The following is a 16382-nucleotide window of genomic DNA, read 5'->3' on the forward strand; positions in this document are numbered from 1 at the left end:
TCTACGACTATGGATACCAGTCACCCACCCGTTCGTTTCTCGCAGCGTCTGATCAGCTGGATTGTCTGCGGCCTGATGGTCTGGCAGCCGATGGCACCTGCCGTCGCGGCGGCGCTTACGCCGACCGGGCAGACCACGGTCGATCGGGCGGGGAACGGGGTGCCGGTCGTCAACATCTCCACGCCGAACGGGGCGGGTATTTCGCATAACCAGTTCGGTGAGTATAACGTCGGCAAAGAGGGGCTTATCCTCAACAACGGTACGGACCGTTTAACCCAGACCCAACTCGGCGGGCTTATCCAGAACAACCCCAACCTGCAGGCCGGGCGGGAAGCGAAAGGCATCATCAACGAAGTTACGGGGGCAAACCGCTCCCAACTGCAGGGCTATACGGAAGTTGCCGGCAAGGCGGCAAACGTCATGGTGGCCAACCCGTACGGCATCACCTGTAACGGGTGCGGATTTATCAACACCCCGAACGTCACCCTGACCACGGGGAAACCGCAGTTCGACGCCAGCGGTAACCTGCAGGCGCTGGAGGTGACGAAAGGCGCCATCACGGTTGAAGGCCAGGGGCTGGATGCCAGTAAAAGTGACGCGCTGACGCTGATTGCGCGCGCGACGGAAGTGAACGCCGCGATACATGCGAACGACCTGACGGTAACGGCAGGGGCGAACCGCGTGGGCGCAGACGGCAGCGTCAAACCGATTGCCGGTGAGGGCGCCGCGCCCGTGGTGGCGGTGGATACCGGCGCGCTCGGTGGGATGTATGCCAACCGTATCCGCCTGGTCTCCAGCGAGACGGGCGTGGGGGTGAACCTCGGTAACCTGAATGCGCGCCAGGGCGATATTCAGCTGGACGCGGGCGGGAAACTGACGGTCACCAACAGTCTGGCCAGCGGTTCTATCGCCGCAAATGGTGCGGGGGTGACCCTCAACGGCAGCCATCAGGCCGGGGGCGCGCTGAATGTAACCAGCTCGCAGGATGTGGAACTCAATAACAGCACGCTCGCCAGCCAGGGCGATATGCGCCTTTCCGCTGCGGGGAAAGTGCAGACGACGGGCGGCGGGACAAACAGCGCGGGCGCGCTGTCGGTGAGCAGCGGGCAGGGGATGACGCTCAGCAATACCTCCCTGGTCTCCCGCAGCGCGGCGACGCTGGACAGTAAAGATACCCTGACCGTAAACGGCGGCGGCGTGTCGGCACAGGGTGGGGCGCTAACCGTCACGAGCAAACAGGGAATGGCGCTTGCGGATGCAACGCTGACGGGTCAGGCCGACACTACGCTGTCCACCGACGGCAGCCTGACGCAGCGCGGCGGCAGCGTCACCAGCAAAGGCGCGCTCAGCGTGGCGGCCGGGAAGGATATCGCGCTGACGAATACCCGCAGCGGTAGCGATACCCGCGCGACGCTCAGCAGCGGCGGTACGCTGACATCCACGGCCAGTGCGGTCTCGGCAGGGGAGAGTCTGGCCCTGAGCGGCGGACAGCTGGTGATGGACGGCCAGAGCCGGGCCGATGCCACGGGCGATGTCCGCCTGACGGGCAGCACCGTCAGTAGCCAGGGGCAGGTGAATGCAGGGCGCGACATTGCGCTCTCCGGCAACAGTGTGTCCAACAGCGGCCAGCTGGCGGCGAAAGGCCACCTTGACGTGAACGCAGGAGAGCTGACAAACGGCGGCACGGTGCAGGGTAATGACGTCACCCTGAAGGGGCAGACGGTTACCAATAGCGGCACCTTGCAGAGTGTCGGCAACCTGGCGTTAAGCGCCGGAACCCTGGAGCAGCGGGGCACGCTGAGCGCGAAAGGCAATGCAAACGTCACGGTGCAGCAGACCCTGCGTAACGGCGGCAGCCTGCTGGCTGACGGCGCGATGAGCGTGACGGCAGACGCGCTTGAACAGAATGGCACCCTTTCCGGCGCGACGGCGCTGACGGCGCAGGCCGGTACTCTGACCAGCGGTCAGGCGTCCCATACCACCAGCCAGGGTAACGTACAGATTACCGCGACCCGCAGCGCCAGCCTGAACGGGCAGACGGACGCGGCGGGGGCCTTAACCGTCAGCACCGGCGATCTGACTACCGGCCAGGATGCGCATATGCAGAGCGGGCAGGCGCTCACCCTGCAGGCGCAGAATGCCGCACTGAACGGCACGCAGGCGGCGAAGGGCGCCCTGTCGGTGACGGCGGGCGCGATTGCGCATACCGGTAAATCCACCGGTGACACGCTGAGTTTTAACGCGACCGGCGACCTGACCAGCGGCGGAGAGCTTACCGCCAGCGCCATCACGCTCAGCGGACAGAACATCCTCCAGTCCGGTGTCGCAAAAGCGGACCGCATGACCCTGACGGCCCCCGGGCGCATCACCAGCAGCGGCTCTCTGGTTGCCGGCACGCTGGCGCTGGACGCTGCCTCGGTGGAGAACAGCGGACTGCTGCAGGGTACCACCCTGCTCGGCCTGAAGACCGGGTTACTCACAAACCTCGCAGGCGGATCGGTCTACAGCACGCAGGATTTAACGCTGAACGTTCCGGTGCTGGCTAACAGCGGGCTTATCTCCACCGACGGCGCGCTGCGCATTAAAGGCGACACGCTGACAAACCAGGGGGAAATCAACGGCATCAGCCTGAGCAGCGACTACCACAGCCTGACCAACACCGATACCGGACGCCTGCTGGCGGACGACCGACTCACCCTGAACGGCACTGCGTTTGCTAACGCGGGCAATATTGCGGCCAGCGACCTGCACATCACGGCGGACAGCCTGCAAAACCAGGGCACCGTTGAGGGGGACTCGGCGCTGACGCTCGGCGTGACAGACCTCACTAACCGTGGCGCGCTGCGCAGCAGCGGAACGCTGACGCTCGGCGGTGAAACGCTTGCCAACAGCGGCGAGCTCAGCGCCACCGTGCTGCTGCTGAACCTGACCCGCCAGGCCAGCAACGATGCCGACGGGCGGGCAATTGCCCGGGACGGCCTGACGCTGACCGCCGCCAGCCTGACGAACAGCGGGCTGATGGCCGGTACCAACGCGCAGTTTAACAGCGCGTCGGTGACCAACGGCGGCACGCTGCAGGGGACACATTCCCTGACGGCGACCGGGGCACAGCTCAGCAACCAGCATGCGGGCATGCTACTCTCCGGCGGCGCGCTCGACCTGCACCACACCACCCTGAACAACGCCGGGCTGCTGCAGGGCAACACCCTGAACCTCGCTACCGGCGAGTGGATTAATACAGGTAACGCGCTGGGGGAAACGGGCGTGACGGCGGCGGTGACCGGCACGCTGACCAACAGCGGTAAGGTGCTCAGCCAGCAGGCGCTGAACGTCCAGGCCGACAGGACCGATAACCGTGGCCAGCTGCTGGCGAAAGTGCTGACCCTGCGGGGTGACCTGCAGAACAGCGGCCTGCTTCAGGGCAGCAGCACGCTGGCCTGGTCCGGGAACACCTTCGCGAACCAGGCTCAGGGGCAGGTGACGGGAGGCGAAACCCTGACCCTGAGCGGACAAACCCTCAGCAACGCGGGCAGCCTTCAGGCGCGCAGCGCGACGCTTGAGGCAGGGAGCCTGAATAACCAGGGCAGCGTTCAGACGCTGGACGGCCTGACCCTTTCCACGACCGGCAGGCTGGATAACACAGGCGCACTGCTCAGCCAGAACCTGTTTACGCTGACGGCGGCGCAGCTGTTCAACGACGGCCAGCTGGCCGGGAAAGCCCTCACGGTGAAGGCTGCGCAGCTGAACAACACCGGGATTCTTCAGGGCAACGACACGCTGGCGCTGACCACCCGCGCGCTGAGCAACGGCGCCACCGGGCAACTGGTGAGCGGCAGCCCTCTGGATTTATCCCTCGACACGCTCGATAACGCTGGTCTGCTGCTGGTGAACGGCGGGTTCACCCTGCGGGGCAGCGACCTGACGAACCGGGGCGATATTCAGGCGCAGAGCCTGGATTTGGGCCTGAGCAAGGCCCTGACCAATACGGGGAACATCGTTGCCACCGAAGATGCTGCACTTAACGCAACGACGCTGACCAGCAGCGGCACGGTGGCGGGCAAAACGCTGACAGCAGGCGGTACTGAGCTGCGCAACAGCGGCCTGATGCAGGGCAGCAACGCGGTTAACGTCACCGCCGACCGCTTTATCAACGAGCTGAACGGTAAATGGCTCTCCGGCGGCGGCTTCACGCTGACCGGCGGACAGCTGACGAACGCCGGTACGCTGCAGGGCGCCACGTTGGGCATGACCGGCACCGCCCTCACCAACAGCGGCACGGTAAACGGGCAGACGGGACTCAGCGGCACGCTCAGTGGGGCGTTAACCAATACCGGGCTGCTGCAGAGCGGCGGCACGACCACCTTCACCGCGGACACCCTGGCGAACCCGGGGCGCATCACGGGCGGTACGCTGTCCCTCACTGCCCGCGATATGAACAACGGCGGGCTGATGCAGGGAACGAACGGTCTGGCGCTCACCGGCACCACGCTGACCACGGGCGCGACCTCGCGCACCCTCTCCGGCGGCATGCTGACGCTGGATGCAGGCCAGCTGACCACGCAGGGCACGCTGCAGGGGAACGGCGCGGACATCAGCGCCAGCGACTGGACGCACGGCGGGTCTCTGCTCAGCCAGGGAACGCTGACGGCCACGACCGGCGGCACGCTGACCTCAACCGGCTCGCTGATGAGCCAGGGCAGGGCGGATATCACCGCACAGACGCTGGATAACCGCGGGCAGCTCCTCAGCGAGGGCGATGTGACGCTCGGCGGCAGCACGCTTAAAAACAGCGGCACCGTGCAGGGGAACACCCTCGCGCTGCGTCAGAGCAGCATTAACAACCAGGGCACCTTAACCGGTCTGCAGAGCCTGACCGTTCAGGGGCAGCAGCGGCTGATGGCGCGCATGGCGATGGCCGCGCCGCAGCAGGAGCTGATCAACGACGCAGGCGGTAAGCTTCTCACCCAGGGTACTCTGACGATTGCGTCCGGGGCAGTGACCAACGCCGGCAGCTGGCAGGCACAGAACATCCTGCTTAACGCCCGGTCGCTCACCAACAGCGGCGCGGTGCAGAGCGCCGACGCGCTGCAGATGACGCTGGCAGACACGCTCACCGGGACCGCAGGCAGCAGGATCACCGCGCTGGGTGCGGCAACGCTGCAGGCCGCAACGCTGGCGAACCAGGGGCAGTGGGCGGCGAAAAACCTGACGCTGACAGGCGGCACGCTCAGCAACAGCGGCGCCATCAGCGGCGTGAATGGCCTGACCCTCAGCCAGACCGGCGCAGTCAGCCAGCAGTCTGGCGGCACCCTGCTGTCCGGCGGGGCGCTGAACGTCACGGCGGCCTCCGTCACCAGCGACGGCAAAATGCAGGGGGGCACGCTCGGCATCACCACCGGGGCGCTCACCAACAGCGGACGTCTGCAGGGCGATAACGGCGCGACGCTGGCCCTAAGCGGGACGCTGACCAACAATAGCGGGGGCGAAATCGTCAGCCGCGATGCGCTGACGCTGACCACGCCCACGCTGTTTAACTACGGCCTGATCCAGGGCGGCGGCGAGACGCGCGTGACCGCCTCCTCCCAGGCGCGTAACGACGGCAGGCTCCTCTCCGGTGCGCGCCTGACGCTCGGCACGCCGCAGTTCACCGGCACCGGCTGGCTGCAGGCCACCGACCTGATCCTGAATGCGGCAAACGCCACCAACGGCGGCACGTGGGTGGCCGATCGCGCCACCCTGACCGGCACCAACTTCGCCAGCCAGGGCACCACCCAGGCGGGACAGCTGACGGTTAACTACAGCCAGCTGAACAACAGCGGCACGCTGCTCGGCAACACGCAGCTGAATATTGGCGCGGACCAGGTAACCCAGAGCGCGGGCGGCAAGCTGCTGAGCGGCGGCAACCTGTGGCTGCAGAGCCGGGGGCTGGACCTTACCGGCCAGCTGGTGTCCCTGGGGGACTTAACGCTGCAGCTGACGAACGCGTTTACCAGCCGGACCGCCGTGGCGGCAGGCAGAACCCTGACCATCAACAGCGGCGGCGACATCGATAACCGCAGTGTGTTGCAGGGGCAGGCGGTCAACCTGAACGCGGGCGGGCAGCTCAGCAACAACGGACAAATCACCACCGGCGGCGGCACGAGTACGCTCTCCGGCAGCAGCGTGGCGCTGAACGCCGCGGGTTCGGTGCAGGGCGGAGGTGACATCACCGTTGCCAGCCGGAGCAATATTACCGTGGACGGCTTCACCGGCACGCGCGGCTCGCTGACCCTGAGCGCGCCAGGTTCCATCGTCAACACCGCGCTGCTGTACGCGGCGAATAACCTGGCGCTGTTTGCCGACAGCATCACCAACCAGCGCGGCGACATCATGGCGGGGAACAACCTGTGGATGCAGCGGGATGCGGCGGGGAATGCGAACAGCCAGGTGGTGAATACGTCGGGGAATATTGAGACGCAGAATGGCGATATTGGGATCAGAACGGGGCATTTGCTGAATGAACGTGATGGACTGAATATCAGTAGCTATGAAAATAAATACTCGAATGCTTTACCCGACACGTCTAAGCCTCTGAGTCGTGTTTATTATGTGAAAGATAAGCCGGATTTTGAAATTAGCCTGGAAGAATGGAAAAATAACGGGGAAAAGGTTGTTTATTATTCATGGCAAAATTGTACGGGAGCAATGAATGAACACTGTCGCAATGTAATCCAATATCGTCTGTCTGGCGAAGATACCCGGCAGTTCATTCTTAGTGAGTCCGTCGTTCAGGTTTCAGCTAACGGGGGTGCGGCTCGCATTGCCGCTGGGCGCGATATTAATATTAATGCTGGCTCAATGGAAAACAAAGCTAGCAATATCCTTGCAGGACGGGATATAGCACTCTCCGGTTCAACTTTAAATAACCTTTCCGCAGAAGGTGGGCGTAAAGTTGAATATGTTGAGGCAAATTATCGTTGTGAATGGTTCTACCAGGATTGTGGTAGTGATTATTGGCAACCATTGGAGAAGCTTAGTAATAATAAATGGTATTGGTGGGATGAAGATGAATTAAAATACCGCAGTTATGTTCCTTATCGGTTAGGTGAACATAAGACGGAATTTACTACTGATGGAGCTGCATACCGCGCCGTCATCCAGGCAGGCGGTAACGTCACAGCAAACTTCACCAGTAACATCAGCAACACCAATACCACTGCGAACGCGGGCGGCGTTAGCAACGTCATCTCCACGCCGTCGCTGAACACCCTCAGCAACCAGACCATCGGCAGCGGCGTTCAAAAGCAGGGGCTGAACGCTACCGGCACCGTGGCGGTGAACTCGCCGCAGTGGAACGATCAGCTTCAGGGGGCGCTGCAGCAGCTTAACGGCGGCGGTGCGCTGGAAAACGGCGGCGCGTCCGGCACGCCTCTTAGCAACATTGCTACCACGCAGAAAGGCAACGCGAACCTCGGCCAGTTGGGCGCGCTGGCGAACGCCGGGGTCACCACCGCCGATCTCCGAACCGCTCAGGGCGGAGCCGTCGGGTATTATCAGGGCCAGCGCGTCGATACCAGCGCTTACCCGCTGCCGTCGGGCAACAACGGCTATTTCGTCTTCTCCGATAACCCGAAAAGTCCGTACCTGATCGGCATCAACCCGAAACTGAACGGTCTCGGACAGCTTGATCCCGCCCTGTTTGCCGACCTGAACGCGATGCTCGGGGTCAAACCGTCGTCCACGGCGCCGCAGGAGACGCGGCTGGCGTTTACCGACGAGAAGCAGTTCCTCGGCTCGTCCTACATGCTCGGCCGCCTCAACCTGAACCCGGATTACGACTACCGTTTCCTCGGTGATGCGGCGTTCGATACCCGCTATGTCTCCAACGTGGTGCTCAACCAGACCGGTAACCGCTACCTGAACGGCATCGGCTCCGATCTGGATCAGATGCGCTATCTGATGGACAACGCCGCGGCGGCGCAGCAGTCGCTGGGCCTGCAGTTTGGCGTCTCGCTGACCGCCGATCAGATTGCCGCACTCGATCACAGCCTGCTGTGGTGGGAGAAAGCCACCGTCAACGGCGAAACCGTGATGGTGCCGAAACTCTACCTGTCGCCGAAGGACGTCACCGTCAATAACGGCAGCGTGATCGCGGGTAACAACGTTACCCTGAAGGGCGGCGACATCACCAACAGCGGCAGCTCGCTGCTGGCGAAAAACAGCCTGACGCTCGACAGCCAGAACAGCATCAGCAACCTCAACAATGGCCTGATGAAAGCGGGCGGCGACCTGAACCTGAGCGCCATCGGCGATATCAATAACATCAGCTCCACCATCAGCGGCAAAACGGTCGCGCTGGAGAGCCTGGACGGCAGCATCAACAACCTGACCCAGGTTGAGCAGATTGATATCAACGCCGGAGGGAAGTACGGCAAGATCGGCCTGAAAGACACCCTGCTGGGCAACACGGCGTCCATTTCCGCGCAGGACGGCCTGTCGCTTGAGGCGGGGAAAAATATCACCGTCACCGGGGCGAACCTGGCCTCCGGCGGTGATATGCTGCTGAACGCGTGGGGCGATATTGCCGTCAACGCGAATCAGATCAACGACGCATTCAGCTCCAGCCGGGAGAAAACCAGCCGTTCGTCTGTCACGTATCAGGGCAGTAACGTCACCGCGGGCGGCAACCTACTGGTGAACGCTGGACATAATCTTGACGTGACCGCCAGCGACCTGAAGGCGGGCGGCAGCGCGGGGCTGAGCGCGGGCAACGATCTCAATCTGAACGCGGCACAGACCAGCGAAAGCAGCCGTAAAGGGAAAAGCGAGTCCCACAGCACCGGGCTAGACCGCACCACGATTTCCGCAGGTGATAACCTGGTGCTGAAGGCCGGGCAGGATATCAACGCCCAGGCCGCCGCGCTGGCGGCGGAGAAAAGCGTCGGGCTGCAGGCGGGCCGCGACGTGAATCTGGCGGCGGAAGAGACCACGCAGGGCGATAGCTATAAGTCAGGCAAGAAAACCGTCATCAACGAATCGGTACGCCAGCAGGGAACCGAGATCGCCAGCGGGGCGAATACCCAAATCCTTGCCGGACGAGATGTCACCACCGAAGCCGCGCAGGTGACGGCGAAGGGCGATATCGGCGTGGCGGCGGGCCGCGACGTCAGTCTCAATACCGCAACCGAAAGCGATTATCACTACAAAGAGCAGACCAAAACCAAAAAAGGGTTCCTGAGCAAGAAAACCACCCACACTATCGAGGAGAACAGCGCGACGCGTGAATCCGGCTCATTGCTGAGCGGCGACAACGTGCAGGTGGTGGCGGGCAATAACCTGCAGGTGTTCGGTTCCGCCGTGGCGGGCGATGGCGACGTGAAGCTTAAGGCGGGCAACAACGTCGATATCGTGGCAGCCACGAACAGCGACACCTCCTGGCGCTTTAAGGAAGAGAAAAAATCCGGCCTGATGGGCTCGGGCGGGATTGGTTTCACCATCGGCAGCAGTAAAAGCACCCAGGATCTTCGTGAGAAGGGCACCACTCAGAGTCAGAGCTTCAGTACGGTGGGTTCGACGGGGGGGAGCGTTGATATTGCCGCCGGTAATCAGCTGCATGTCGGCGGCGCGGACCTGGTGGCTGGCAAAAATATGGCGCTCAGCGGCGACAGCGTGACGATCGAGCCGGGTCATGACAGGCTCACCAGCGATCAAACCTTCAGGCAGAAAAGCAGTGGCCTGACGATTGCCCTCTCCGGCGCGGTGGGTGACGCGGTGAACACTGCGGCCAGTACGGCAATGGCGGTGAAAGACCAGAGTGATGGCCGTCTCGCCGCACTGCAGGCGACCAAAGCGGCGCTGTCGGGTGTTCAGGCCGTGCAGGCCAACCGTCTCGCTGAAGCGACTAACGGCAGCGACCCCACTAGCAATGGTGCGTTTGGCGTGATGGCCTCCATTGGCGGACAGTCCTCTAAATCCACCTCGCACTCGGAGCAGGATAAAACGACAGGCAGCACGCTGAATGCCGGGGGTAACCTCGCCATCACGGCGACAGGTCAGGGAAAAACGGCCAACAGCGGTGATATTACCGTGGCGGGCAGTCAGCTGAAGGCTGGCAAGGATCTGACGCTCAATGCGGCTCAGGATATCAACCTGACGAGTGCAGCCGACACCAATAAACTGACGGGCAGTAACTCCAGCAAGGGTGGCTCAATCGGGATCGGTATTACCGCCGGTCCGAATGGCGCGGGTATCACCGTCTCTGCCAGCGTAAACGCCGCCAGAGGCAGCGAAAAAGGCAATGGAACCTCCTGGAACGAAACGACGCTGGATGCCGGACAGAACGTCAGCCTGACCAGCGGCCGCGATACGGTGCTTAAAGGCGCGCAGGTCAACGGCGATAAGGTCACGGCGGATGTCGGGCGCGACCTGACCCTCAGCAGCCTGCAGGATAGCGACAAATACAACAGCAAACAGCAGAGCATGAATGCGGGTGCAAGCTACACCTGGGGAGCGGGCGGCGGTAGCGGCAGCTTTAGCATCAGCCGCGATAAGATGAAGAGCAACTACGACTCGGTGCAGGAGCAGACCGGGATCTTCGCAGGCAAAGGCGGCTTTGATATTAACGTTGGCAACCATACGCAGCTGGACGGTGCGGTGATTGCCAGCCGTGCTGATGCAGACAAAAACCGCCTTGAGACCGGCACGCTGGGCTTTACGGACATCAACAATAAGGCGGAGTATAAGGTTGAGCATCAGGGTGTGGGCTTCAGTACTGGCGGCGGGGTTGCGGGTAATCTGGTTAGCAACATGGCCAGCACAATGCTGGCAGGAATGGGCGGCAGCGGCCATGCTGAAGGGACGACGCAGTCAGCGGTAGCCGATGGTGCTATCATTGTTCGCGACCAGGCTAACCAGAAGCAGGACGTCAGCACGCTCAGCCGTGACACTGACCATGCCAACGGCAGCATCGGCCCGATCTTTAACAAAGAGAAAGAGCAGAAACGCCTGCAAACCGCGCAGATGATTGGCGATATCGGCAATCAGGTTGCGGATATTGCGCGCACCAACGGCAAAATTGCGGCCACGGAAGCGGCCAACGAGAAGATGAAAACCGCTGGCGGCGATGCGCGTAACGCCGCCATCAGCCAGCTGAAAAAAGACGGTAAAGAGATTACCGATCAGGCGGTTCATGACCAGATGTACCAGACCTTCTATAACGAAGCGTTTAACCAGTCTGGTATGGGGACGGGGCAGAGCACCCAGCGGGCCATCACAGCAGCAACGGCAGCGGTTCAGGCGCTGGCAGGCGGAGACATTAAAGCTGCGATTGCGGGCGCTTCCGCGCCGTATATCGCCAATGCCATCGCAAATGCCATTCCGGATACGGATCTTAAGGGACGTGTGCTGGCCCATGCGGTTGTCAACGCCGCGCTTGCAGCGGCTTCCGGCAGAGATGCGGCGTCCGCTGCAGCGGGTGCGGCGGTGGGTGAGCTTGTCGGTAAAATTGCGGTAGACAAGCTGGCCGGTAAGATTGCGGTTGACGGCTTTGGCAAACCGGTCAGCGAACTGAGCGAGGAAGATAAACAGACGGTATCTGCGCTGGCGACACTGGCTTCTGGCCTGGCTGGCGGGCTGGTGGGAGACAGCAGCGCGAATGCGTTAACGGCGGCTCAGGCGGGCAAGACGACGGTTGAGAATAACACGCTGAGTCCTGGCCATGATGAAGAGAAAATTGAGAAAGAACACGGCAATTTCCCATTAAAAGTTTATCCAATTAATCCTCTGAAAATGGGGGTGGTAGATGATGATGGTATTGTCCAGGGGGCCGGAGGTAAGGTAATAATTATTAATAAATCGAAGTACCCCGAATCTGCTAAGCATATTGAAGATGCTCAGGCTGCAGGGCAGCCAGCTGTTTTAACTATTGATCGTGGCGGTGCAGCTCAGAGACGGCGGGAGTCATTAAAGGATACACCCCCAGTGAAAGGTATGGATAGAGATGAATATCCGCCGGCAATGTTTAAAGAAGGTGGCACCGGCGCTTCGGTTAGGCCCATCACATCTTCTGATAATCGTGGTGCTGGTGCTTGTATTGGTGCACAATGCCGAAATTTACCAGATGGTACATCTGTAACTATAAAGACAGATGGGGATATTAAGAAATGAGTACTTTTATGAAAAAATTACTATCTATTAGTGGTGATGAATTATCATCAAATCAATCGGTTAAGGATTGCTCTGTATTGTTCAACTCGCCAATCGCAGCTCAATTAGATGAGTTGTTGAGGGAAAAAAATGGGTTTTATGGTTTTGAGTCAGCATTACACGTTTTCCCTTATGAAACGACAGATAAAGAGATAGGGTTGCTGGACTGGAATGAAAAGGAGTTATGGATTTCCGCTTATGAAGATATGGCTTTAGATGCATTGTATTTTGCAGAGGATATCTTTGGTGGACAATTTTGTTTAAAAGATGATGGTGTTTATTATTTCGATCCAGAAACGGCAAATGTAGATAAATTAGCTAATACCATAAATGAGTGGAGTAAGTTAATTCTATCAGATTATAGGGTTATAACTGGTTATCCTTTGGCACATTCATGGCAATTGATTAATGGTCCCATTCCTCCAGGATGTCGTTTAGTACCAAAAATCCCATTTATAGCAGGCGGATTATATGAACTTAGCAATCTATACATGTGTACCTCACATGAATCATTGAAAATAAGAGCAAATATTGCATTGCAGGTTCGAGATATTCCTGATGGTAGCAATATCCAGATAATTATTAGCGATGAATAAATATCTGTTATGCAAAGGAATTTTGTAACCCAGTGAGTGAAAAGATAAAGTTGTGTAGGCAGCAGAAGCCACTCAATCAAATTTTTCCGGAAATTTCGCTAAGCTTGTTAGATGGATATCAAGTCCAACTGTACGAAATTATTTGCTAAGTGCAATTTTTAATGAGCTATAATTAATAATATTAATATAAAAGATGCTTTTGCAAAAACCGTTAGGTTGTTGTAAAGTGTGGTCTACTTATTTTATTGATGTTTGATTTTTCCTCTCGAATTTTGATTGTAATTAAATTAATTATCAGTCATGTGGTTTTTATGGTTGGAGATTAAACGGATGCCAGTACAAATGTTATTGCATCAATCGTGGCAATCGTGGCAATCGTGGCAATCGTGGCAATCGTGGCAATCGTGGCAATCGTGGCAATCGTGGCAATCGTCAGGTAGTCGAGATAGACAATCTTCAATGTAAGCGCTGAGAAGAGGTCTATACGTATCTCGACGTACGGCCAATGATGAGTACTAAATATTACGAAAGGAATGATGGACGATTATTCAAAATGATGATTAATCCGCGATTAAAACTTTTCTTGTTACTGGTCTTACTCTGGATGTCTGGCCTCTTTATCACTATGGCTGGTGGCCGTCTGCTGATTGCAGCGGCCTCGTATCTCTTCATAAATGATTTTGATTTCAAGTGGAGCGACTTGATTACTGCGCTCAAAATCTCTGTAGGCGCAGGGTTCATCATTGGAGGGGGGCAGTCCCTGCAGGTGAAAGAGAAAAAATGAAAATTTCATTTTACTGGACTTCAAAGGAAGAGAATGCGGCTTACCCCAGCCTCTCCACCCTCGTCTCCCCCTCCACCATCGACAGCTGATACAGCGAAAACGATCGCTGCTTCTCAATCAACTTTGCCAGCTCCGGCGAGTGGCTGGTGAGCCAGATCTGCGAGTAGCGGCTGGCTTCGGCGATTAAGCTCGCCAGGGCTGGCAGCATCTGCGGGTGCAGGCTGTTTTCCGGTTCGTTCAACGCGATAAACGCCGGTGGGCGCGGGCTTAACAGCGCTACCGCCAGGCACAGGAAACGCAGGGTGCCGTCGGAGAACTCCGCCGGTTCCAGTGGTCTGCTCAGCCCCTCGCGCTGCATCATCATGCGAAAACGTCCGCCGGTGTTGTCGCTGTAAAACACGCAGCCGGGGAAGGCCTGGTCAAGGATGCGCATCAGCAGCAGCTCGTCGCCAATCTCGACAATGGTCTGAAACGCTGCCGCCAGGTTAGCGCCGTCGCTGGCCAGCACCGGGGAGCGAAAACCGACCTGCGGGGCGCGCATCGCCGAGCCGATTGATACAGAAAACTCATGATAAAAGCGCCAGTTACGCAGGGACTCGCGCATCTGCGACACTTCCGGGTAAAGGTGTGGTTCGCCGAGCTGTCCGAATACCGATTCGTTCTCGTACAGCGTGCCGCTGTGGGTCACTTTCTCGTGATGCACGTTGTTCAGAAACACTGCCTGGTTCTTACGCTTCATCAGCTGTGACGAAGGACGACGGTGCTGGCCGCTCAGCCAGATGGACTCTTCTTTGATCACCGGGTCGAGCTGAAACTGCGACGGATACGGCAGCTTTTCGACAAAGCCCACCTGCAATTCGTATTCGTAGGTTTCGGTTTCTACCGCCAGGTTCATGCGCCGCAACTGGTCGCTGCGGGTTTTCCCTGCCCAGAACACCTTCAGAATGCCGCCCTCGTGCGCCAGCGCCTGGGAAAACTGCCCCTGCGCGGCGCTGTGCATCAGGTGTATCGCCTTGTAAATATTGGATTTACCGGTGCCGTTCGGCCCGAAGACGATGTTGAGCTGCTCCAGCTCCAGCGACATGTCGCGGATGGATCGGTAGTTTTGAATGTGCAGGGTGTTGATCACAGGCAGGCCCCTTTCGCAGAATAAGCCTGTATATAATCACAGCCTTTGAGATGAAATGCAAAAAAGAGACGACAGTGAGGATGTCGTCTAAACGGGGTACTGCTTTGGGCCTCTAAGGGTCAATGGGGCCTTCGCATTTTTATGATCACTTGACTGCCAGACGCAGACCCAAATCATCAGGATAGGGATCAAAGTAGTTTTGCGTCATCAGATACCGGTCGGGGTATTCGGCCAGGTAATGCTTCAGCAGCGTTATCGGGGCGAGAATAGGCAACTGTCCGTTGCGATAGTGCAGGATTACGTCGCGCAGCTCGCCGCGCTGGCGGGTGTTCAGCTGGTTACGAAAATACCCCTGAATATGCATCAGCACGTTGGTGTGATTCTTACGCGAAGCGGGTTTTTTCAGGATGGTCATCAGCTTTTCCCGGTACGCCACGAAGAAGGCGTCCAGGTCTTCCCACTCGTGCAGCGAGGCAACGAACGGGCCGATTTCACGGTAACCCGCCTGATGGTGCGCCAGCAGCTGGAGTTTGTAACGGCTGTGGAAGTCCAGCAGCGCGCGGCGCGTGAGGCCATTTCTACGCAGCGTGTTCAGTTCGTGCAGGGCAAAAACACGTTCGACAAAGTTTTCCCGCAGAACCGGGTCGTGCAGCCGTCCATCCTCTTCCACGGGCAGCCACGGCCAGGTTTCAAGGAGCGCGGCGGTGAACAGCCCGACACCCTCCTTGCGGCCCCGGTTGCCGTTTTCGTCATACAGCCGCACGCGTTCCATGCCGCAGCTTGGGGATTTTGCACAGACAATGAACCCCGCCAGATCGCCGATTTTCGACAGATAATCTGTCGTAAAGTCAGCCATTTTCTGCGTGAGATTGTCATGAGGTGGCTTGCTGAAGCGCAGCTGCGTTTCACAGCTTTCTGTCAGCGTTAAACGAATGGCAGGGCGTGGCGTAGGCAGCCCAATCGCCATTTCAGGGCAGACCGGCTTGAAGCTTACCCACTGGGCCAGTTCGTCCATGACAAAACCCATACGTTTATGCCCGCCGTCAAAGCGAACGGCGGAACCGGTCAAACATCCGCTAATACCCAGCACAGGTTTTTTTGTCATGGTGTGGTCCTCCCATTCTCCCTTTAAAACTTACACAACATGCGTAATTTGTCCAAGTATTAGCGTAAGTATTTTTTATATTCCTTTAAAATCAATGAATATTAACTTCCCTTGTAGGTCGAGTAACCGTACTGGCTCAGCAGGAGTGGGATGTGCAGTTTTTCGTTGGTGCGGGTCACGGTAAACAGCACCGGGATCTCCGGGAAGAAGGAGTCCAGCTTTTTGCCGTGGAAGTAATCTGCGGTTTTGAAGGTCACTTTATACACGCCAGGCTGCATATCCTGATCCTGCGGATAAAGCGATTTGATACGTCCGTCGTGGTCGGTTTTACCGCTGGCAACCTGCGTCCATTTGTCCTGCTGCTGTTTTTCCAGCGTGACGGTAACGTCGGATGGCGGCATCCCGGTTTGCTGGTCAAGAACGTGTACACTCAGCGTGCCGACAGGGGCACTAAATACAGCCGGAGCAAAGGCCAGGGTGGTCAGCATCAGCAAAGGGGCGGTTTTTTTCATGGTGTTTTCCTGTTGGGTTATTCGTCACAGGAAAACGTTAGCATCTGCGGTGCGAAAAAATATTCAACTTTTC

At 58.6% G+C, this 16382-nt stretch carries 7 protein-coding genes; 3 read left to right on the plus strand and 4 right to left on the minus strand.

Annotated features, from left to right (window positions below; all coding sequences use genetic code 11):
- The first annotated feature begins 9 nt into the window (after positions 1-9).
- Positions 10-12144, plus strand: coding sequence for a contact-dependent inhibition toxin CdiA (gene cdiA / locus ACLHV9_RS00280; protein ID WP_407220032.1), 12135 nt, complete (start codon positions 10-12; stop codon positions 12142-12144).
- A gap of 8 nt (positions 12145-12152) precedes the next feature.
- Positions 12153-12779 (plus strand): SMI1/KNR4 family protein, encoded by a 627-nt coding sequence (locus ACLHV9_RS00285; RefSeq protein WP_200871038.1) that lies wholly within the window; start codon positions 12153-12155, stop codon positions 12777-12779.
- A 322-nt stretch (positions 12780-13101) separates the two neighbouring features.
- Here the strand turns inward: ACLHV9_RS00285 and ACLHV9_RS00290 are convergent, their stop codons facing one another.
- Positions 13102-13239, minus strand: coding sequence for a hypothetical protein (locus ACLHV9_RS00290; RefSeq protein ID WP_407220033.1), 138 nt, complete (start codon positions 13237-13239; stop codon positions 13102-13104).
- A gap of 45 nt (positions 13240-13284) precedes the next feature.
- On the opposite strand from ACLHV9_RS00290, the gene ACLHV9_RS00295 reads away from it, so the two are divergent.
- Entirely contained in the window at positions 13285-13563 is a 279-nt protein-coding gene (locus tag ACLHV9_RS00295) for a hypothetical protein (protein ID WP_154231559.1), read from the plus strand.
- A gap of 40 nt (positions 13564-13603) precedes the next feature.
- Here ACLHV9_RS00295 and ACLHV9_RS00300 read toward each other — a convergent pair whose 3' ends face one another.
- The 3 genes from ACLHV9_RS00300 to uraH form a co-directional block, all read right to left on the minus strand.
- Positions 13604-14692, minus strand: a complete 1089-nt coding sequence (locus tag ACLHV9_RS00300; protein WP_108089308.1) for an AAA family ATPase — start codon at positions 14690-14692, stop codon at positions 13604-13606.
- A 145-nt stretch (positions 14693-14837) separates the two neighbouring features.
- Positions 14838-15797 (minus strand): YbgA family protein, encoded by a 960-nt coding sequence (locus ACLHV9_RS00305; protein ID WP_108089309.1) that lies wholly within the window; start codon positions 15795-15797, stop codon positions 14838-14840.
- 101 nt (positions 15798-15898) lie between these two features.
- Complete coding sequence (gene uraH / locus ACLHV9_RS00310; RefSeq protein ID WP_028017825.1) at positions 15899-16309, minus strand: hydroxyisourate hydrolase; 411 nt, start codon at positions 16307-16309, stop codon at positions 15899-15901.
- Between the last annotated feature and the right edge of the window lie 73 nt (positions 16310-16382).

Source organism: Enterobacter sp. CPE_E890 (assembly GCF_046521475.1).
Lineage (GTDB): Bacteria > Pseudomonadota > Gammaproteobacteria > Enterobacterales > Enterobacteriaceae > Enterobacter > Enterobacter adelaidei.

Coding starts and splice junctions, on each gene's coding strand:
- cdiA (WP_407220032.1), top strand. CDS start 10: ATGGATACCAGTCACCCACCCGTTCGTTTCTCGCAGCGTCTGATCAGC.
- ACLHV9_RS00285 (WP_200871038.1), top strand. CDS start 12,153: ATGAAAAAATTACTATCTATTAGTGGTGATGAATTATCATCAAATCAA.
- ACLHV9_RS00295 (WP_154231559.1), top strand. CDS start 13,285: ATGATGAGTACTAAATATTACGAAAGGAATGATGGACGATTATTCAAA.
- ACLHV9_RS00305 (WP_108089309.1), bottom strand. CDS start 15,797: ATGACAAAAAAACCTGTGCTGGGTATTAGCGGATGTTTGACCGGTTCC.
- uraH (WP_028017825.1), bottom strand. CDS start 16,309: ATGAAAAAAACCGCCCCTTTGCTGATGCTGACCACCCTGGCCTTTGCT.